Genomic DNA, 19694 nt, shown 5'->3' with positions numbered 1-19694 from the left:
CATATGTCACACCAATCCGAACTCATCGCCGAGGATATTCACGCCTACCTGAAAAGCCAGGAGGAGAAGGGTCTACTCCGCTTCATCACCTGCGGCAGCGTCGATGACGGCAAGAGCACGCTCATAGGCCGCCTGCTGTGGGACTCGAAGATGGTCTTCGAGGACCAGCTGGCCGCCCTGACCGCCGACAGTAAAAGGGTCGGCACCCAGGGTGGGAAGATCGATTATGCCCTGCTGCTCGACGGGTTGCAGGCGGAGCGGGAGCAGGGCATCACCATCGACGTGGCTTACCGGTATTTTTCGACTGACAAGCGCAAGTTCATCGTCGCCGACACGCCAGGCCACGAGCAATATACCCGCAACATGGTCACCGGGGCTTCCACCGCTCAGGTGGCGGTCATCCTCATCGATGCCCGCAAGGGGGTGCTGACCCAGACCCGCCGCCACAGTTACCTGGTGTCGCTGGTCGGCATCCGCCACGTGGTGCTGGCCGTCAACAAGATGGATCTGGTCGATTACAGCGCAGAACGTTTCGAAGCCATCCTCCGCGAGTACCGTATTTTCGCCTCGGGACTCGGTTTCGAGGAGATCGCCGCGATTCCCATCTCGGCCCTGGAAGGGGACAATGTGCTGCAGGCCAGTCCCAGGACGCCCTGGTACCAGGGTCCGTTGTTGATGGAATTTCTGGAAAGGGTGCGAATCGAGGATGCTGCAGCCAGCCGGCCATTTCGCCTGCCGGTGCAGTGGGTCAACCGGCCCAACGCCGATTTCCGCGGCTTCAGCGGCACCATCGCCTCCGGCACGGTCCATCCCGGAGATGCCGTAGTGGTTTCCTCTTCCGGCAAGTCGAGCCGGGTGGCTCGTATCGTCACTTTTGACGGCGACCTGCCGGAGGCCGTGGCCGGGCAGGCTGTCACCCTGGTTCTCGAGGACGAAATCGACATTAGCCGCGGCGATCTTCTGGCCGCTCCCGAAAATCGGCCTGAACCCGGGGATCATTGGGAAGCTCATCTCGTCTGGCTCAACGAACAGCCCCTGGCGGCCGGCGGCAGCTATCTGCTCAGGACAGCCTCCGGCAGCTCTCCGGCGAAGATCCGGGAGGTACTCCACCGGATCAACGTCAATACTCTCGAGCAGGAACAGGGCACCACTCTCGGTCTGAATGAAGTGGGGCTGTGCCGGATCGCCCTTGGCAAAAGCGTCTCTTTCGACGGCTACCTGAAAAATCGGGCCACTGGCAGCTTCATCCTCATCGACCGTTTCAGCAACGCAACGGTTGCGGCCGGCATGATATTCCGGTCGGCGGTCGAAAACCGTCTTACCCCATGGCAGGAGAACCGGGTGGACAAAAAAGCCCGGGCGGGGCTCAAGGGCCAGCAGCCGAAGGTTCTGTGGATTTCCGGTGAACGCGGCCGGGAGCAGACGACGGTGGCCCGTCTGCTGGAAAAGAAGCTTTACAGCCTCGGCCGGCACACCTATTTGCTGGAAGAGGAGCTTCTGAACCAGAGCTTCAGCGATGCCCCCGGCCAGGTTCCCGCCGTTGCCGAGGAGCAAATCCGGCGCTTGGCCGGGGTGGCGAGGACCCTCGCCGACGCCGGACTGATCGTGCTGGTTCCGGCCCCAGCTGCCCTTAGCGAGATCTCACCGCCGGCGGCAGGCTTTTTCCCCGACGGGGAGTTGGTCGAGTTCCGGTTGGGAGAAGGGAAGGATTTTGATCCCCGGTGTTCGGCGGAAAAAATTGCTGAGGGGTTGCTTGGGTGAGACCGGATGTATAAAGGTTCTTCATCGAAATCGAAATCGAAATCGAAATCGAAATCGGGTGTTTGCTTTCAAGGGGCGATTCAGGAATCGCCCCCAGTTCCATCTCAGTTCTGGACCCCTTCCCCCTTTCCGTTGTAAATTCATTCGACATTGCCAACCAGCACATCCAAAGGATCGAATCAGAATGTCCGACAACGAAAACTTCGATTACCAGTCCCTCAAGCTCAACGGCATCTATCAGCAGAATGCCGCCGGGGATCTGATGCTGCGGGTCAAGCTTCCTGCCGGCATCCTTTCCTGTATTCAGGCCACAAGCCTAAGCGCTCTGGCTGTCAGGTTCGGCGGCGGTCTGCTGCATCTGACCTCGAGAGCGAATGTCGAATTGCACGGCCTTCGCTTAAAACAGCTGCCGGAGGTTTTTCGGCGGCTGGAGTCCGTCGGACTGATCACCCGCGGTGCCTGCGGCGGGGCGGTGCGCGGAGTGACCTGCGGGATCGAGGGACCGGGGAGCTTTGCCCGCATCCAGATGCTCGCGCGGCGGCTGCAGGAGCACTTCACCGGGAACCCCCGCTTCGAGGGGCTGCCGAAGAAATTCAAGATCTCCGTGGAAAACGGCTACCAGGGGGCTCGGCACCTTTGCCAGGATCTGGCGGTGGTCTATCTCGGCCGGGAAGGGGAGCGGGAATTGTGCGATGTCTGGGTTGCAGGCGGTCTGGGGAGGCAGCCCCGCGAGGCCTTTCTGCTCGCGAACCGGGTTCCCGTCGAGCGTTTGCTGCCCCTCATCGAAGGGGTGGTGCGGGTCTACCATCGGCATACCCCTGCCGGCAAGCGGCTGAAGCATCTGCTGGCGGACATCGGTGAATCGGAATTTCGCAATCTCCTCGCCGCAGAGACATCGGGTACGGCGCCCTGCCCATTGGCCACCGCCCTTGATGACCAGTTCGGCGAGCAGATCGCCCCCGGCTCCCGGGGATGGATCGAGGTGCCGGCACCCGCCGGTCAGTTGCGGGCCGAGGACCTGCGGCAGGCCGCGGCTGTTGCAGGGGAGCTGGGAGACGGCTTCCTCGTCGTCAGCCGCGAGCAGAACCTGCTGGTCTCCGTCGGCGAAGGGGTTGATGAGGAGCGCCTCCGGAACGCCTTGCAGGAAATTGGTCTTTTGCGGACGGAACCGGCTCTGAAGTGCCGGGTCTGCCCCGGCAGCCATGCCTGCATCAAGGGGCTGGTGCCGACCCGGGATCTGGCCTCCCGCCTGGAGAATATTCTTGGAGAAAAGGGTCGGCATATGAGCTGGGCTGTTTCCGGCTGCCCCAACGGCTGCACCCAGCCGCAACTGGCCGACTACGGCATTATCGGGACGCACAAGGCCGTGGAGGGGAAGGAAGCCCGCTACAATCTGCTCAGGCGGGAAGGGGAAGGGTTCGGTCAAGTGGTGCAGACCGGATTGAGCGCCGAGGAACTGCTGTGTGCACTGCGGAACATCGGGTGACCGAAATGATTCGGGGTTCAATCATCGGCTTTCTGATGCTGCTTCTCGCCCTCGCCGGCTGTGCCCCCGGTGGTCCCGCACCGGTCCGTTTTGTCTTCAGCAAGGCCGGTCACCTGCAGTCGAGCGGTTTGACCGAAGCTTCCGGCCTGGCCGCTTCCCGACGGCACCCCGGCGTGCTCTGGGCCGTGAACGACAGCGGCAATCAGCCTCTGCTGTTCGCTTTTGACCAAAGAGGTGTTTCTCTTGGCGAGGTGTTGGTCAAGGGGGCGGCCAACGTCGACTGGGAGGATCTGGCGGCTTTTTCCTGGCGGGGTGAAAACTGGCTGCTGGTGGCCGACGTCGGCGACAATCGTGGCCAGCGCCCTCTTGTGGTGCTCCATTTTTTCCGTGAACCGGTGCCTGATTCGAAGGGGCGTTTTGCCGGGGAGATCCGCCCCGCCTGGAGCCTGTCCCTGACCTATCCGGAAGGTCCCCGGGATTGCGAGGCGGTCGCTGTTGACGAAAAGGCGGGGAAGATTCTGCTCCTCAGCAAACGGACGGAACCGCCGGTTCTTTATGAATTGCCCCTTGAGATTCCCGCAAGCGACCATCCCGTGGTCGCCACTCCCGTCGCTCTATTGGAAACCATTCCGCCGCCCGCGTCCTTCGACCTCCTGCTGCCTCACGGCCAGTTCCGTTCCCAGCCGACCGCCATGGATCTGTCTCCGGACGGTGGAACTTTGCTGGTCCTGACTTACCGGCATGCTTACCTTTTCCGCCGCCAAAAGGGTGAAACCTGGATCGCCATCCTGGCCCGCCAACCTCAGAAAGTGGAGTTACCCGATCTGTTCGCGCTACCGCAGCGCGAAGCGGCCTGTTTTTCCGCCGATGGGATGAGCTGGTTTGTGACCAGCGAGGGGGAGGGTGCGGGGATCTATCGGGTGTCGGCCGAATCCGCCGGTCGGTAGCCCCTGTTCACTCGGGATCGGTTCTGGCTCCTGAATTTACCCCTCACCCTTCACCCTTCACCCGACGATCCACCTGCAATTTATTCCACACGGCCTGCCCGATGATGGCCAACAGGTAGACGAGGCCGGTGAGGAGGACGGTGGCGGCGCCGGAGGGGAGGTCGTACTGGTAGGAGAAGGCCAGCCCCCCGGTGGTGAAAAGGGCGCCGAGGGCCATGGCGACGAGCATTATTTTGCCGAGGGAGTGGACGAACTGGCCGGCGATGGCGGCCGGCAGGGCGAGCAGGGCAATGACCAGGATCAGGCCGACCACCTGGATCAGGATGACCACGGTCAGGGCCACAAGACAGAGCAGCAGCAGGGAAAAAAGTTTGACCCGCACCTGGCGCAGTTCAGCGAATTCTTCGTCGAAGGAGACTGCCAGCAGCTGTTTGTAGAAAAGCACGACGAAAATCACGATGGCCAGGTCGAGACCGAAGATCAGGTAAAGATTTTCGCGGGGAATCATCAGGATGTTGCCGAAAAGGTAGCTCATCAGATCCACCGTATAGCCGGGGGTGGCGGAAATGAGCAGGACGCCGGCGGCCATGCCAACGGCCCAGAGGGCGCTGATGGCGGTATCCTCCTGCTGGCGCCAGTAGAGACCTACCCAGCCGATGATCAGGGCGGCGACAATGGCGGTGATGATGGCCCCGGTCACCGGGCTGCGGCCCAGGAAATAGGCCAGGCCCATGCCACCGAGGACTGCGTGGGCGATACCGCCGGCCATGTAGCCGATCCGTTTGACCACGACATAGGCGCCGGCGATACCGCAGGCGACGGCGGCCAGCAGACCTCCGACCAGGGCATTCTGCATAAAGGTCTGGGTGAAGAGGGCGTCGAAAAAATTTTCCATATTTCATTCGTGTCCGTGTATGAGCGAGTTGTGCTGCACCAGGCGCACCGGGGCCCCGTAGAGCTGTTCGATGATCGCGCCGGTGATTTTCGCCGTTTCGTGGCAGACCAGCCGTCGATTTAGGCAGGCCACGCGGGTGATGTACTGAGTGATGAAGCCGATGTCGTGAGAGACTACCAGGACGGTCAATCGCTCGTTGAGTTTCTTGAGCAGCTCGAAAATCCCTACCTCCACCTTGGGATCGATGTGCGCGGTCGGTTCGTCCAGGATCAGCATTTCCGGTTCACAGGCAAGGGCGCGGGCAATCAGCACCCGCTGCAGCTGACCGCCGGACAGGGCGGTGAGAGGGCGCTTGTGGAGATCGCTGATCTCCATTTCATCCAAAGCCTTACATGCGGCAACCCGGTCTTCACGGCGATAACCGAGCACAGTTCGGGTGCGGCCGAGCCTTCCCTGCAGCACCGTATCCCGAACGCTGATGGGGAAGCTGCGGTCAAAGGTGGCGAACTGAGGAACATAGCCGATCTTCAACCGGGCTTCCCCAGGGGATGTACCGAAGACCTTGATGGTGCCTTTGTACGGGGTGAGCAGGCCAAGAATGATTTTGAGAAGAGTGCTCTTTCCGCTGCCGTTGGGGCCGACCAGGCCAAGAAAGTCCTTTTCCCGGATAGTCAGGCAGATATCCTCAAGGACCGGGTATTCCCCGTAGCGGAAAGAGACATCGTCCAGTCTGATGATCGGTTGGGCGGCCATGAATCTATTCCAGGGAAAGGACGAAGGCATCAGCAGCCTTTCGCAGGTTGTCGAGATAGTCCTCGGAGAGCGGATCGATGGCCTCCACTTTGCCGTCGATGGCCCGCGCCACCGTTTCCGCGGTCGTCCGGCTGAACTGCGGCTGAATGAAAATGGTGCGGATGTTGTTCTTTCGGGCGAGATCGATGATACGGGCGAGAGCTCGCGGCCCCGGCTCCTTGCCTTCCGTCTCGATCGCTATCTGCTCGAGATCGTAGGCGGCGGCGAAATATCCCCAGGAGGGATGGAACACCAGAAACCGGCGTTGTTTGACACCGTCGAGCCGGTCGCGGATGTACCGGTCGAGTTCAGCGAGGTCGGCGACAAGCGCTTGATAGTTGGCGGTAAAATCGGCCTTTCGCTGCGGTTGCAGGCGGGACAGCGTCTCGAGAATCTGACCCGCCATTATTTTCGCCAGCATGGGATCGGTCCAGATATGGGGGTCCAGCTCTTCCCCGTGTCCGTGGTGATGGTCATGATGATGGGCAGGGGAGGGAAGAAGCCGAATCCCTTTGCGCAGATCGACCAGCTCCAGCGCCGGGTTCAGGGCGGTGATCCGTTTTATCCACACTTGTTCGAAGGGGACGCCGATCTGGAAGAAGACCCGGGTACGGCTCAATTCCGACATCTGCCGGGGTGTCGGTTCATAGGTGTGGGGACTTCGGCCCGGCCCGACCATGGCGGACACCTCCACATGCTCGCCTCCAACCCGTTCCACCAGGTATTTCTGCGGCAGCACGCTGACGAATGTCTTGATCGGCTGAGTTGACGGGGTTGTTTCAGCAAGGGCGAAGGATAGGGGTATCAGGAGCGAAAACACACAGAAAACAAGCAATTTTTTCATGGAAGCACACGTCTGGTTAGGGCGGGAAGGTTTCTAATCACTGGCCACGACCAATTGCGAAATTATATCACAATCCGGCCGGAAAAGATCGGAGAAGAAATATAAGTCGCTGAAAAGACAGGTGTGCCGGGATAAACCTGTTTGACAAGCGGTCCTCATGCAGGGAGAATGAACAAAATTCGGAGTTGCGGATAGCCTTTGACCGGATAAAACGGATATTGTGCAGGGAAACCGTGTTGAAAGATAAAGTGCATCAACTGAACCAGCGGATACTGGAGCAGATCCCTCTCACCGGGGGCATCGGCCTGGAAATTGCCAGTTACGACGGTCGGGAGCTGATCATGACCGCCCCCCTGGCCCCGAATCGCAACGACAAGGGGACCGGTTTTGCAGGCAGCATCGCCGCCCTGGCGACGCTGGCCGGCTGGGCTCTGGTCACCCTGGGGGTGGAGGAGCGACGCGGGCCGGCGGAGGTCGCCATCTGCCGCAGCGAGATAGACTACCTGCGGCCGATCACCGCCGATTTTTGCGCCCGCTGCCGACTGCCGGAGGAAGAGGCTCTGCAAGATTTGCTGGCGGACCTGGACCAGAAAGGCCGGGGCCGCCTCAAGGTGGCCGTCGTGGTTGAGCAGAAACAGACGCAGGCGGTCATTTTCAGCGGAACCTACGTGGTCCGACTTCGTCCCTGCTGTCCCTGAAGTCCTTAATATCCTTTTACTTAGAAAAAGGGGGAGAACCATGCGTTTCCAGGAGCATCGCGAGGCCATTGTCCGGTTCGGCCGCAAGATGATCGATTCGCAGTTGACCACCGGCTCGGGAGGAAACCTGAGCATCTGCGACCGGTCCCAGGATCTGATCGCCATCAGTCCCAGCGGCATCGAATACTTCGATATGGAGCCTTCCGATGTCGTGGTGGTCGATACCACCGGCGTGATCGTCAAGGGGGACCGCAATCCTTCCAGTGAACTTGACTTCCATCTCGCCCTCTACCGGCATCGGCGGGATATCGGCGCCGTGGTCCACACTCATTCGGTCTATGCCACCACCATCGCCTGCCTGGGCTGGGAACTGCCGCCGGTTCATTACCTGATCGGCTTCTCCGGCCGCAAGGTGCCTCTGGCGCCCTACGCCACCTTCGGCACCCGGCAACTCGCCGACAACCTGGTCGGCGCCATCGGCGATTACAACGCGGTTCTGCTGGCCAATCACGGCCTGGTGACCGTGGGCCCGACCCTCGAACGGGCCTTTGCCGCCGCCGAGGAGATTGAACTGGTGGCGCGCATTTTCTACCAGGCCCGTTCCATCGGCGAACCGGTGCTGCTCGACGACGGGGAAATGGACCGGGTGATTGAAAAGTTCAAGGGCTATGGGCAGTTTTAGGTAAAATCTTTAATCGAAATCGAAATCGAAATCGAAATCGAAATCACAAAGGAAAAATTTTGTTCAACTTCGATCATGAGGTGGATCGCCGGGGGACCGGCTCTTTGAAATGGGACAAGTATGCCGGGCGCGACGTCATCCCCCTGTGGGTGGCGGACATGGATTTCGCTTCGCCGCCGGCGGTGCTGGAGGCTCTGCGGGAGCGTCTCGATCACGGTGTGTTCGGTTACACAGGTGCCCCCGGGGAACTGGTCGAGGTGATCCGGGAGCGGCTGCTCGATCTCTACGGCTGGCGGATCGAGGCCGACTGGCTGGTCTGGCTGCCGGGGCTGGTCACCGGGCTCAATGTCGCCTGCCGTGCGGTCGGGGAAGAAGGGGACGAGGTTTTGACGCATGTGCCGATCTATCCTCCCTTCCTGAGCGCGCCCGAGCTCTCCTCACGGCGGACGGTGCGGGTGCCGCTGGTGGAGACCGGAGGGCGCTGGGTCATCGACTTCGACCATCTGGAGCAGGCGATCACCCCCCGCAGCCGGCTGTTTCTGCTCTGCAATCCGCAAAACCCCACGGGACGGGTGTTTTCCCGGGAGGAGTTGGAAGGGATCGCCGCCTTTTGCGAGCGCCACGGCCTCATCCTCTGCTCCGACGAGATTCACTGCGATCTGATCCTCGATCCCGCCTGTCGTCACCTCCCCACGGCCGGGCTCGATCCATCGGTGGCGGCACGCACCATCACCCTCATGGCGCCGAGCAAGACCTTCAACCTGCCGGGCCTCGGCTGCTCCTTCGCTATCATCAGCGATCCCGTTCTGCGGCAGAGATTCCGCCGGGTCATGGCAGGGATCGTCCCCTACGTCAACCTGTTCGGCTACGCAGCCGCCCTGGCCGCCTATCGCGATGGCGGCCCCTGGCTTTCCGCCCTGATCGAATATCTGCGGGGAAACCGCGACCTGGTGCGGGAGGCGGTTGCCGCCATGCCCGGACTGAGCATGACGCCGGTGGAGGCCACCTACCTGGCCTGGATCGATGCCCGCCGGCTGCAGCTGACCGACCCGGCGGCTTTCTTTGATGATGCCGGCGTCGGCCTCTCCGACGGGCGGGAGTTCGGCATGCCCGGTTTCCTGCGCCTCAATTTCGGCTGCCCGCGTCCCCTGCTGCGCCGGGGGCTGGAGCGCATGGCCCGTGCCGTCGCCGGGCTTGCCTCTTCCGTCGGGGAAAGCCGATGAGTCCCTTCGAGCAGGTCATCAGTCCCCACCAGGTCCTTCTTCCCAAGGCCGCCCTGCGGGAGATGGTGCGGGTTATGCGGACTCTATTCGCCGTCGGCCGGTTGCCGGCCTACCGCGAGCGGGTCCTGCCCCTGGTGCCTGAAACAGCCCGTTTCGATCCGGGGCACGACGCGGTCATGATGGGGTACGATTTCCACCTGACCGAGGACGGGCCTCGCCTTATCGAGGTCAACACCAATGCTGGCGGCGGGCTGCTGGCCTACCAGGCCCAGAACGGGGCCGGTGGAATTGGCGGATTAACCCGGGATCGCTTCCGGCGGGGATTTCTTGCCTCCTTCCAGGAGGAGCTGGTCCGCCAGGGCCGCCGTTCCCGGCTGACCCGGGTCGCCATCGTCGACGAAAAGCCGGAGGAGCAGTTCCTCTATCCCGAGATGATCGCCTACGCCAATCTGCTGTCCGAGGCGGGCATAGAGACGGCGGTGGTGGAACCGGGCGACCTGCAGGCCGATACGGACGGTGTGCAATTGCGCGGCGAGACGGTGGATCTGATCTACAACCGCCATTGCGATTTCTATCTCGAAAGCGAGGTCATGGTCGGCATCCGCGCCGCTTATTTGGCCGGAGCGGTCTGTCTGACCCCCAATCCCTTTGCCTACGGCCTGCTGGCCGACAAGCGGCGCATGATCCTCTGGTCGGATCTCGAGTCCCTGGCCGCCCTGGAAATGAAATCGAGGACCATCGACCTGCTTGTCCGAACGGTGCCGAAAAGCCGCCTGCTGGCCGATATCGATCCCGAACAGGCCTGGGAAGACCGCAAAGACCTGGTGTTCAAGCCGGTGACCCGCTTCGGCAGCCGCGGGGTGCTGGTGGGACGCAAGGTCTCCCGCAAGCGTTTCGACGAGCAGCCGCCGGACGAAACCCTGGTCCAGCAGCTGGTGCCTCCTTCCCAGATCAATATCGAGGGCGGCGAGGACATGAAGGTCGATTTCCGCCTCTTCGCCTACCGCAACCGCCTCCTGGGAGTCGGCGCCCGCCTCTACCAGGGCCAGGTCACCAACCTGCGCACCCCCGGCGGCGGGTACGCGCCGGTGAGGGTTGTCTGAGCAGGGACAGCAAGGATAATTGTCCCTGAAGTCCTTGAAGTCCTTTGGGTCCTTGATGCAGTTTGCGGTAATACTGACCCAACCGAGGGATAGTGATGAACGATGGTATTATACTGGCTATTGACCAGGGAACGACCGGCTCGACGGTGCTGGTCATCGACCGGGCCGGAAAGGTTCGGGCCAAGACCACGGCGGAATTTCCCCAGTACTATCCGCGGCCCGGCTGGGTGGAACACGACCCGGAAGAGATCTGGGCCGTCACCCTGAAGGTGGTGACCGAAGCTCTGCAGCGGGCCGGGGCCGAGCCGAAGGATGTGCGGGCCATAGGCCTCACCAACCAGCGGGAGACCGCCCTGTTGTGGGATCGCCGCAGCGGGACGCCGGTGGCCCCCGCGGTGGTCTGGCAGGACCGCCGCACCGCCCGCTTGTGCGAGGAGCTCAAGCAGGAGGGGCTGGAGCCGGACTGGCAGCGGAAAACCGGCCTGCTGATCGATCCCTATTTCTCCGCCACCAAGGTGCACTGGCTGCTGGAGAATGTAGAAGGGCTGCGCAGCCGGGCCGCCGCCGGCGAGCTCGCCTTCGGCACCGTCGACAGCTGGCTGGTCTGGAAGCTGACTGGCGGCCGCTGCCACGTCACCGACTATTCCAACGCCTCACGCACCCTTCTGTACGATATCCACCGGCTGGACTGGGATGACGACATCCTGGCCCGGCTGGACATCCCGCGCCATCTGCTGCCGAAGGTCATGCCTTCTTCCTGCGTTTTCGGGGAGACGGATCCGGAGGTCTTTTTCGGCGAGAGCGTGCCGATCTCCGGCATCGCCGGGGACCAGCAGGCCGCACTGTTCGGACAGGCCTGCTTTCGGCGGGGGGTCGCCAAGAACACCTACGGGACCGGTTCCTTCCTGCTGATGAACATCGGCCGGCAGCCGGTGGTCAGCCGCCAAAGGCTTCTGACCACCATCGCCTGGGGGATCGGCGCGGATCCTGTGGAATATGCCCTGGAAGGGTCGATCTTCATCACCGGCGCCGCCATCCAGTGGCTGCGCGACGGTCTGGGGGTGATCGCCAGCGCCGCCGAAAGTGAACATCTGGCCGCCTCCCTGGCCAACAACGACGATGTCTTTTTCGTGCCGGCCCTGACGGGGCTGGGCGCCCCCCATTGGGACCCTTACGCCCGGGGCGCCATCTTCGGCCTGACCCGCGGCACCGGCCGAGCGCACCTGGTTCGGGCGGCCCTGGAGAGCATCGCCTACCAGACCCGGGACGTGGTTGAGGCCATGAGCCGGGAAGCGGATCTGCCTCTGCGGGAACTGCGCGCCGACGGGGGAGGCGTGGACAATGGTTTTCTCATGCAGTTTCAGGCCGATCTGCTCGGCGTCCCGGTGGAGGTACCCGCCATCACCGAAACCACAGCTCTGGGCGCGGCCTGTCTGGCCGGTCTCGCGGTCGGTTTCTGGCATAGCCGGGAAGAACTGGCCGAGAGGTGGCAGGTGGCCCGGCGCTACGAACCGCAGATGCCCCAGGCCCGGCGGGAAGAACTCCAAGCCCGCTGGCGGGCGGCGGTGGCCCGGTCGCTGGGTTGGGCCGAAGCCGACAAGGGGGGGTAGTCTGTTATGACCGGGCGGGCGCTATCCGATTTTGCGGCGACGCTGACCGCCGCCAGAACCGTGGTGATCACTGCGGGGGCCGGCATGGGGGTCGATTCGGGTTTGCCCGACTTTCGCGGACCGCAGGGGTTCTGGAACGCCTACCCGATGTACCGGAGCCTCGGCATCGGTTTTGTCGCCGCCGCCAATCCTGTCCATTTCGAGCGGGATCCGGCTTTTGGCTGGGGGTTCTACGGCCATCGCACCGAGCTCTACCGGAGTAAGGAACCCCACGCCGGGTTTGCTCTTTTGCGCGCCTGGATCGCTCGTTACGGCTGGCGCGCCTTCGTCGTCACCTCCAACGTCGACGGCCATTTCCAGAAGGCCGGTTTCGCCGAAGAGGAGATTTGCGAGGTGCACGGCTCCATCCATCATCTGCAATGCACGCGCCCCTGCTCCGACCTCATCTGGCCCAGCGAGGAGGAGATTCCGGTCGATTACCAGACCATGCGGGCGATATCCTTCCCCCATTGTCCCCGCTGCGGCGCCGTGGCCCGGCCCAACATCCTCATGTTCGGCGACTTCGCCTGGCTCTCCCGGCGCTCGGCGGAGCAGCAGCGCCGCTTCGATCTCTTCCTGGCCGCTGCCGTGCAACCGATGGTCGTCGTGGAACTGGGGGCCGGTACCGCCGTCCCCACCATCCGGCATCTTTCGGAAGGGCTGGCGGCGCGCGGTGGCAAGCTGATCCGCATCAATCCCCATGAAGCAAAGGTGCCTACAGGGCATCATCCCCTGCCTTTCGGGGCCCTCGAGGGGCTGCGAAGGATAGAGGCGGCCCTGATAGGCTAGCAGACTTTCCTTCTATGAGCTTTTGTCACCGAGTCTCGAACTATTGACAAGCACGTTATTCAGGGTTTGTATGGGGATCGGGCTGACGGGGTTGACGGCAGGCTTCCGTGGGCAGGCAGGTTTCGGGGTAAAGAAGGGCGGTACAGGAGGGGCAAATGGTATGGGTGAATTCGGTGGTCGTGCGGCCGCTGATATAATCATCCACCTGCTGCCAACTGCCGTCCTTCCTGCGAATGCTTTTGCAGTGAGCGCAGATCGGCAGCAGTTCCTCGAGGCTTTCTATTTTTCTCAGCAACAAGGCGTTGAAAAGCATTATGGAACCGGCCAGCAGCAGCACAAGAAAGGTTTCGAATAAGCTTTCCGTCCAGTTGAATGCGGTGGGTTGGGCGTCGAACAGCCAGTGCGGCAGGTCATAGAGTTCGTTCAGCCACAGGATGATGATGACCAGGGAAAAACCCAGGCCCTCGGCATAAAAAACCGGTTTTGCCAGTGCCTTCTTTTGCACCGTGTTAATAATTGTCCTTAGGGTGATAAGGAGATTGGAAAAAAACAATTTGCGACCTATAGCATCGCTTGTAGCCTTTTTCAAGGGGAAAGCACAGGGAGGCAATCTCAAGGAAGAATTCCCCGTTGCCTTTTGTGGCACTCAACCTACGCTTGCTAATCGGCAATTCAAAAGGAGGGAACCATGAAAATCACCATTCAGGAACTGGAAGACCTGACCACGCGGGCGGTTCGGAATTACGGCTACGATGAGGAGGAAACCCGGATCATCAGAGAGGTTTTGCTCTATGCCCAGCTGCGGGGAAACAATCAGGGAGTGGTCAAGCTGATCGGCAAGGGGATGCCCAAAAATCCCGCCGCCGGTAACATTGTCATCGTAAAGGAAACGCCGATCTCGGTGAGGATCGACGGCGGAAAGAACCACGCCATGGTGGTGGTACACCAGGCGCTGGAGTCGGTCATCGACAAGGCGTTGCAGAGCGGTTTCGCTATCGCCGGCACCTTCAATACCAACACCTCTTCCGGGGCCATCGGCTATTTCGTTTCCCGGATGGCGGAACAGGGCCTGATCGGCTTCGTCTTCGGGCGCTCGCCGGAGCGGGTGGCCGCTCACGGCTCCTTCGAACCGGTTTTCGGCACCAACCCGCTGGCGATCGGCATTCCGGCTCAACCGGACCCGATCGTCCTCGACATGTCCACGGCGGCCATGTCCTTCTACGGTCTGGTGGAAGCGGACACCGCCGGCAGAGAAATCCCTCCCGACGTCGCCTGGGATGCTGAAGGGCGGCCGACCACATCCCCCGGCCAGGCGATCAAGGGGGCGATCCGCTCCTTCGACCGCGGCCACAAGGGGTCGAGCCTCGGTCTGATCGGGGAAATCCTGGCCGGCCCCCTGGTGGGCGCCGCCTTCTGCGGACTCGGCGACAGCAAGGGCAACTGGGGCCATCTGCTGTTCGCCATCGATCCGGGACTGCTCGGCGACCGCGAGCTGTTCCTGGAGAACGTCACCCGGCTGGTGCAGAGGGTCAAGGAAACCCGAAAACTGCCTGGAGTGACCGAAATCTTCGTGCCGGGTGAGAGGGGTACGGCGCTGACCCGCCGGCATATTGCCGGCGGGGTTATCGACATAGAGGACAATCTGCTGGCCGAGCTGCGTGCCGTGGCATTTCCGGCTTGAGGATGAGACGAGCGACCGCCCGTCATCATCCCGCAAGACGCTGCTTTTTCACCTCGGAGTGCCACTTCCAGATCTCGTAGATCACCGGATATACGAGCAGCTCCAGCAAAAAGGAGGTGAAGATGCCTCCGACCATGGGTGCGGCAATCCGTTTCATCACGTCGGCTCCCGTGCCCAGGGCCCACATGATCGGCAAGAGCCCGAAAAAGGTGGTGGCTACGGTCATGAACTTCGGCCGGATCCGCTTGACCGCTCCGTCGAGAATGGCGCTCTGCAGCTCTTCCCGGCTGCGCAGACGCCCTTCCTTTTTGGCCTTCTCATAGGCCAGATCGAGATAGAGCAGCATGAAGACTCCGGTTTCGGCATCGACTCCGAGCAGGGCGATCAGGCCGACCCACACCCCGATGCTCATGTTGTAGCCGAGGAAATAGAGCAGCCAGATGACGCCGATGGCGGAAAAAGGCACCGCCAGCAGCACGATCAGGGTCTTGACCGTCGATCGGGTGTTGATGTAGAGCAGCAGGAAGATGAGGGCCAGGGTCAGAGGGATGACGATTTTCAGCCGCTCGCTGATCCGCTCCATGGCTTCATACTGGCCGCTCCAGGAAACCGCGTACCCCTGCGGGACCCGGACCTGCTCCCGGATTAGGACGTCCGCCTCCTCGATGTAACTTTTCGGATCGCGCCCCGTGATGTCGACGAAGACGTAGCCGGTCAGCAGGCCGTTTTCGTTGCGGATCATGCCCGGACCGCTGGCCGCACGGATGTCCGCAAGCTGGGATATGGGGATCTGTCTCTGGCCCCCGGGCGCCGACACCAGAACCTGCCCCAGCGCCTCGAGATCGTCCCGAAAGTCCCTCTGATAACGGACATTGACCGGATAGCGGGCCCGTCCTTCCACCGTCGTCGTTACGTTGACTCCGCCGATGGCTTTCTGCACCACGGTCTGGGCCTGATCCACCGTCAATCCGTAAAAGGCCAGCTGTTTCCGGTCCCAGTTGATGTCCAGGAAATGGCCGCTGCCGGTCCGTTCGGCGAATACGGTGCGGGTTCCCCTGACCGGCGGAAGCACCTTTTCTATTTGGGTTCCGATCTCTTCGATGACCCCGACGTCGGCTCCCGATATCTTGAGCCCGACGGGGGTGCGCATCCCGGTGGTGAGCATTTCGATCCGCCCCTTGACCGGCATGGTCCAGCCATTGGCCAGACCCGGCAGCTGCAGGGCCACGCTCATCTCGCTGATCAGCTGCTCGGAGGAGATGTGATCGGGAGTGAAGCGGCGCAGGATCGACTTGAGCCAGTCCGGGGCCCAGGAGGAATACCAGGTGTCCACAGCCCGCCACTCCGATTTCGGCTTCAGGGTAATCACCGTCTCGAGCATCGACAGCGGCGCCGGGTCCGTCGAGGTCTCGGCCCGGCCGGCTTTGCCCAGCACCCGGTCCACTTCCGGAAATTCCTTGATGATGCGGTCGGTGACCTGCAGCAGCTTCTGCGCCTCGGCAATGGAAATGCCGGGCATGGTGGAAGGCATGTAGAGAATGGTCCCCTCGTCGAGGGGCGGCATGAATTCCGTGCCGAGCTTCAGAAATACCGGGGTGGTGACGAGGATCAGGCCCAGGGTGATGGACAGGACAGCCATTTTATGGCGCAGTGCCCATTCGGCCGCCGGCTGGTAAAGACGGATGAGGATCCGGCTGATCGGGTGCTTGTCCTCCGAGTGGATGGTGCCGCCGAAAAGGGAATTGACTCCCCGGCTCAGCCACAGGGGCCGGAACCGGAAGTCCCTCAAGTTCATGAAGGTCAGACGCAGGGCCGGATCGAGGGTGATGGCCAGCAGCGCCGCACAAATCATGGAAAAATTTTTGGTATAGGCAAGAGGCTTGAAGAGACGCCCCTCCTGATCCTCGAGGGCGAACACGGGAAAAAAGGAGACCGCGATCACCAGCAGGGCGAAGAAACTCGGACCGGCCACCTCCTTGACCGCCGCCACGATGATCGGCCGATAATCTGTCTTGCGGCCTTCCCGCTCCCATTCCTCCAGCTTCTTGTGGGTCTGCTCGACCACCACGATGGCGGCGTCGCTCATGGCGCCGATGGCGATGGCGATCCCGCCCAGGGACATGATGTTGGCGGTGACGCCCATCATCTTGAACAGGATGAAGGAGATCAGAATTGCCGCGGGGATGGTGATCGCGGGGATGATGCCGCTAGGAATATGCCACAGAAACAGGAGGATGACCCCGACCACGAGGATGATCTCGTGGGTCAGAGTTTTTTTAAGAGTGTCGATGGCATCGTGAATCAACTCGGACCGGTCGTAGATGGGGACCACTTTCACCCCGGCGGGCAGACCCGGCTCGATCTCCCGGATCTTCGTCTTTACTTTGTCGATGACCTCCAGAGCGTTCTGTCCCTGGCGCATGACAATGATCCCGGAGACAACCTCGCCGGTCCCGTCGAGATCGGTGACCCCCCGGCGCATGTCCGGACCGTGAACAACCTGGCCCACGTCCTTGATCAGGATCGGAGTGCCGTTTTCGGTCGTGCTCAACAGGATGTTTTCGAAATCGCTGGTCGACCGGGCGTAGCCCCGCCCCCGCACCATGTATTCGGTGCCGCCAAATTCGATCACCCGGCCGCCCACCTCGCTGTTGCCGGCCTGCACCGCCTCGGTCACCCGGCTGATGGGGATGTTGTAGGCCTGCAGCCGGTTGGGATCCAAATTCACCTGGTACTGCTTGCGGAAACCGCCGACCGGCGCCACTTCGGCGACGCCGGGGACCGACTTGAGGTGGTAGCGCAGGTACCAGTCCTGCAGGGAACGGAGTTCCGCCAGGCTGTGCTTGCCGCTTTCGTCCACCAGTGCGTACTGAAAAACCCAGCCGAGACCGGTAGCGTCGGGACCGAGTTCGGTCTTGACCCCGTCCGGGAGGCTGGGGAGCACCCCGGACAGATACTCCAGGGTTCGGGAGCGGGCCCAGTAGATATCGGTGCCGTCCTCAAAAATAACGTAGACGTAGGAGTAGCCGAAGTCGGAAAGACCCCGCACCGTCTTGACCCCGGGGGCGCCCAGCATGGCGGTGACGATGGGATAGGTGACCTGATCTTCGATGATGTCGGGGCTCTGGTTCCAGCGCGAGTAGATGATGACCTGTGTGTCGCTCAGATCGGGCACCGCGTCCAGGGGCACCCTGGTCATCGACCACCACCCGGTGATGCAGGCGACGGCCACCAGAAAGAGGACGATAAACCGGTTGTTGACCGAGAAGTCGATGATGCGATTAATCATGCCCGTGGCCCCCGTGCTCATGATCCATCGATTGTTCGTGGGGGGGGATGGGCGGGTTTTGCGCCAGGTTCTGGGGTTTGAGCTGTTTCTGCCCCTTCAGGAATGGTTCAGGAGCCTGGTCGAAGCGGGTTTTGCAACTTTCGTTGCAGAAATAGTAGGGTTTACCGTCGCGGGTGCTTTTCAACCCGGCCGCTTCCGCTATCGCCGGCTGGACATCCATGCCGCAGACGGGGTCCTTCACGATATCCGCAGCGGCCGACTGGACCTTGGGCAGGGGCACGACTGGCTGCTTAGCATCGGGTTTGTCCGCCTCGATCCCGTGTTCACGGTCGAATGTCCGTTTGCACTGCTCGGCACAGAAGAAGTAGGTCTTCCCCTCGAACTGGCTGGTCAGCCCCTTTTTCCTGGCTTCGTCGGGGGAAACATCCATTCCGCAGACCGGGTCCTTCACCACGTCCTTGCCCGATGGCGCCTGGTGGTTGGCGTGATCCATGGGGGGCATGGCGCTTGCGATGACGTGGGCCGAGCCCATCTTCATCCGGCTTTCCGAATCGATGAAGAAAGTGCCGGAAACAGCGACCGGTTCTCCGGGCATGAGGCCACGGACAATCTCGACCCGGTCGCCGAAGTGCCGGCCGGTCTCCACCGTCCGAGGCTCGAAATATCCCTTGCGTGTTTCGACGAAAACCGTTTTCGTAAGACCGGAATCGACCAAACTGTCCACGGGCACGATGACGGCCCCGACCGCCACCCCCTCGAACTCCACATCGACGAACATGTCGGGACGCAGCACGAACTCGGGATTATCGGTTTCCAGGCGGACTTTGTAGGTTCGTGACCCGGGATCGAACAGGGGCGGAACGTTGGCCACCCTGGCTTCAAAAACCTGGTTCTGGTGGGGGAGGGTGACCTTGGCGGTCATCCCGGGGTGGATGTAGGGCGCCTGCCCTTCGAAGACTTCGGCCAGGATCCAGACGCGGCTCAAATCGGCGATCCGGAACAGCTCCTCACCCATGCGGAAGCGCTGCTGAGTTGAAATGTTTCGGCTGAGCACAAACCCCTGCACCGGCGACCGGACCTCGATGTCCGGGACAATGCGGCGATGGCGGTTCATCTCCTTTATTTGGGTTTCCCCCACCCCCAGGCTGTAAAGCTCCAGTTTGGAGACTTCCAGCTGGTCCCGCAGGTTGTAGACGATCTTGCCGGCTGCGTTCAGGCCGCCGAAGGAGGAGGCGGTTTTTATGAATGACTCTTCAGCCGCCTCTTCACCGCCATCCTTGACGGCTTCCTTTCTCCGTTCGTTGTACTCGAGGGCGCGAAGATAATCTTCCTGAATGTTCAGGTACCGATTGTAGAACACTTTGGCCACCAGCTGGTCCCGATTGACCAGGCTGCCGGTGGTTGCCTCGCTGACCCCCCAGACCCAGCCGTCGCCCGCTGCCGAAATGCGGTAGGTGAGATTTTCATCCGCCGTTATCCGCCCCAGGGCCCGCATGACATGACGGCGATTGGAGAGCCCCGCCTTTTCCACCCGAACCCCTATCAACTGCTGTTTTTCGGGAGTGATCCGGGCCGTTCCCGGAGGCAGGGAGCCGGGTAGTCCGCCATCGCCGGCATCGTCGTCGGCATAGACCGGCTCCATCTTCATGCCGCAGGGCGCCAGACCCGGTTCGCTGGAGGTATGGGCCGGATTCATTGGATCCACGTAGTAGAGAATCCGTCGTCCCGGCTCGGCCTGTTCCTCCGGGTCATCTCCCCGGGTGCCGAACAGAGCTCCTCCCCAGAAAGCCCCGAGCAGGAGCACAGACAGCAGCAGGTAAGGGAGATACTTCTTCATGGTTGCCATCTTCATGAT

General features: G+C 61.8%; 16 protein-coding genes. 10 read left to right on the top strand and 6 right to left on the bottom strand.

The features are described from left to right. Positions 1 to 3 precede the first annotated feature (3 nt). The 3 genes from cysN to R2940_12860 all read left to right on the top strand — a co-directional run bounded on the left by cysN (position 4) and on the right by R2940_12860 (position 4194). Positions 4 to 1761, top strand: coding sequence for a sulfate adenylyltransferase subunit CysN (cysN, locus tag R2940_12870; GenBank protein ID MEZ4600673.1), 1758 nt, complete (start codon positions 4 to 6; stop codon positions 1759 to 1761). A 184-nt stretch (positions 1762 to 1945) separates the two neighbouring features. After that, positions 1946 to 3247, top strand: a complete 1302-nt coding sequence (locus R2940_12865) for a nitrite/sulfite reductase (GenBank protein MEZ4600672.1) — start codon at positions 1946 to 1948, stop codon at positions 3245 to 3247. A gap of 5 nt (positions 3248 to 3252) precedes the next feature. Then, entirely contained in the window at positions 3253 to 4194 is a 942-nt protein-coding gene (locus R2940_12860; GenBank protein ID MEZ4600671.1) for a hypothetical protein, read from the top strand. A 43-nt stretch (positions 4195 to 4237) separates the two neighbouring features. On the opposite strand, the gene R2940_12855 is transcribed toward R2940_12860, so the two are convergent. From R2940_12855 to R2940_12845, 3 genes are read right to left on the bottom strand one after another with little or no spacing between them, the layout of a single operon-like run. After that, positions 4238 to 5089 carry a metal ABC transporter permease gene (locus R2940_12855; GenBank protein ID MEZ4600670.1) on the bottom strand — a complete coding sequence of 284 codons (852 nt, stop codon included), beginning with the start codon at positions 5087 to 5089 and terminating at the stop codon, positions 4238 to 4240. 3 nt (positions 5090 to 5092) lie between these two features. Next, positions 5093 to 5842 (bottom strand): ABC transporter ATP-binding protein, encoded by a 750-nt coding sequence (locus tag R2940_12850; protein ID MEZ4600669.1) that lies wholly within the window; start codon positions 5840 to 5842, stop codon positions 5093 to 5095. A 4-nt stretch (positions 5843 to 5846) separates the two neighbouring features. Beyond that, positions 5847 to 6725: a zinc ABC transporter substrate-binding protein gene (locus tag R2940_12845; protein ID MEZ4600668.1), complete on the bottom strand. Its 879-nt coding sequence runs from the start codon at positions 6723 to 6725 to the stop codon at positions 5847 to 5849. A 236-nt stretch (positions 6726 to 6961) separates the two neighbouring features. Between R2940_12845 and R2940_12840 the strand changes: the two genes are divergently transcribed. From R2940_12840 to R2940_12815, 6 genes are all read left to right on the top strand, one after another. Continuing rightward, a complete protein-coding gene (locus R2940_12840; GenBank protein MEZ4600667.1) occupies positions 6962 to 7423 on the top strand; it encodes a YiiD C-terminal domain-containing protein in 462 nt (153 codons plus the stop codon). Between the two features lie 40 nt (positions 7424 to 7463). Beyond that, a complete protein-coding gene (locus tag R2940_12835) occupies positions 7464 to 8105 on the top strand; it encodes an L-fuculose-phosphate aldolase (protein MEZ4600666.1) in 642 nt (213 codons plus the stop codon). 59 nt (positions 8106 to 8164) lie between these two features. Further along, a complete protein-coding gene (locus R2940_12830; protein MEZ4600665.1) occupies positions 8165 to 9328 on the top strand; it encodes a PatB family C-S lyase in 1164 nt (387 codons plus the stop codon). Next, on the top strand, positions 9325 to 10431 hold the full coding sequence (locus R2940_12825) for a hypothetical protein (GenBank protein ID MEZ4600664.1): 1107 nt from the start codon (positions 9325 to 9327) through the stop codon (positions 10429 to 10431). Before R2940_12830 ends, R2940_12825 begins: the two co-directional genes overlap by 4 nt. A 95-nt stretch (positions 10432 to 10526) precedes the next feature. Then, positions 10527 to 12041, top strand: a complete 1515-nt coding sequence (gene glpK / locus R2940_12820) for a glycerol kinase GlpK (protein ID MEZ4600663.1) — start codon at positions 10527 to 10529, stop codon at positions 12039 to 12041. Between the two features lie 6 nt (positions 12042 to 12047). Then, positions 12048 to 12869 carry a Sir2 family NAD-dependent protein deacetylase gene (locus R2940_12815; GenBank protein MEZ4600662.1) on the top strand — a complete coding sequence of 274 codons (822 nt, stop codon included), beginning with the start codon at positions 12048 to 12050 and terminating at the stop codon, positions 12867 to 12869. A 55-nt stretch (positions 12870 to 12924) separates the two neighbouring features. On the opposite strand, the gene R2940_12810 is transcribed toward R2940_12815, so the two are convergent. Next, a complete protein-coding gene (locus R2940_12810; protein MEZ4600661.1) occupies positions 12925 to 13374 on the bottom strand; it encodes a hypothetical protein in 450 nt (149 codons plus the stop codon). Positions 13375 to 13557: 183 nt separating this feature from the next. On the opposite strand from R2940_12810, the gene R2940_12805 reads away from it, so the two are divergent. Beyond that, the gene (locus tag R2940_12805; protein ID MEZ4600660.1) at positions 13558 to 14550 is read left to right on the top strand and encodes an Ldh family oxidoreductase; all 993 of its coding nucleotides are present in this window, start codon (positions 13558 to 13560) and stop codon (positions 14548 to 14550) included. Positions 14551 to 14575: 25 nt separating this feature from the next. On the opposite strand, the gene R2940_12800 is transcribed toward R2940_12805, so the two are convergent. Together R2940_12800 and R2940_12795 are read right to left on the bottom strand one after the other, a co-directional pair. Further along, positions 14576 to 17839 carry a CusA/CzcA family heavy metal efflux RND transporter gene (locus R2940_12800; protein ID MEZ4600659.1) on the bottom strand — a complete coding sequence of 1088 codons (3264 nt, stop codon included), beginning with the start codon at positions 17837 to 17839 and terminating at the stop codon, positions 14576 to 14578. Then, positions 17832 to 19691 (bottom strand): efflux RND transporter periplasmic adaptor subunit, encoded by a 1860-nt coding sequence (locus R2940_12795; GenBank protein ID MEZ4600658.1) that lies wholly within the window; start codon positions 19689 to 19691, stop codon positions 17832 to 17834. The genes R2940_12800 and R2940_12795 overlap by 8 nt, the downstream gene beginning before the upstream one ends. Positions 19692 to 19694 lie beyond the last annotated feature (3 nt).

The organism is Syntrophotaleaceae bacterium (genome assembly GCA_041390365.1).
GTDB lineage: Bacteria > Desulfobacterota > Desulfuromonadia > Desulfuromonadales > Syntrophotaleaceae > JAWKQB01.
This window is presented reverse-complemented; position numbering and strand designations above follow the sequence as displayed.

Bases quoted from the DNA above. Each gene is read 5' to 3' on its own strand.
- cysN (MEZ4600673.1), top strand. From the start codon at position 4: ATGTCACACCAATCCGAACTCATCGCCGAGGATATTCACGCCTACCTG.
- R2940_12865 (MEZ4600672.1), top strand. From the start codon at position 1,946: ATGTCCGACAACGAAAACTTCGATTACCAGTCCCTCAAGCTCAACGGC.
- R2940_12860 (MEZ4600671.1), top strand. From the start codon at position 3,253: ATGATTCGGGGTTCAATCATCGGCTTTCTGATGCTGCTTCTCGCCCTC.
- R2940_12855 (MEZ4600670.1), bottom strand. From the start codon at position 5,089: ATGGAAAATTTTTTCGACGCCCTCTTCACCCAGACCTTTATGCAGAAT.
- R2940_12850 (MEZ4600669.1), bottom strand. From the start codon at position 5,842: ATGGCCGCCCAACCGATCATCAGACTGGACGATGTCTCTTTCCGCTAC.
- R2940_12845 (MEZ4600668.1), bottom strand. From the start codon at position 6,725: ATGAAAAAATTGCTTGTTTTCTGTGTGTTTTCGCTCCTGATACCCCTA.
- R2940_12835 (MEZ4600666.1), top strand. From the start codon at position 7,464: ATGCGTTTCCAGGAGCATCGCGAGGCCATTGTCCGGTTCGGCCGCAAG.
- R2940_12825 (MEZ4600664.1), top strand. From the start codon at position 9,325: ATGAGTCCCTTCGAGCAGGTCATCAGTCCCCACCAGGTCCTTCTTCCC.
- glpK (MEZ4600663.1), top strand. From the start codon at position 10,527: ATGAACGATGGTATTATACTGGCTATTGACCAGGGAACGACCGGCTCG.
- R2940_12815 (MEZ4600662.1), top strand. From the start codon at position 12,048: ATGACCGGGCGGGCGCTATCCGATTTTGCGGCGACGCTGACCGCCGCC.
- R2940_12805 (MEZ4600660.1), top strand. From the start codon at position 13,558: ATGAAAATCACCATTCAGGAACTGGAAGACCTGACCACGCGGGCGGTT.
- R2940_12800 (MEZ4600659.1), bottom strand. From the start codon at position 17,839: ATGATTAATCGCATCATCGACTTCTCGGTCAACAACCGGTTTATCGTC.
- R2940_12795 (MEZ4600658.1), bottom strand. From the start codon at position 19,691: ATGAAGATGGCAACCATGAAGAAGTATCTCCCTTACCTGCTGCTGTCT.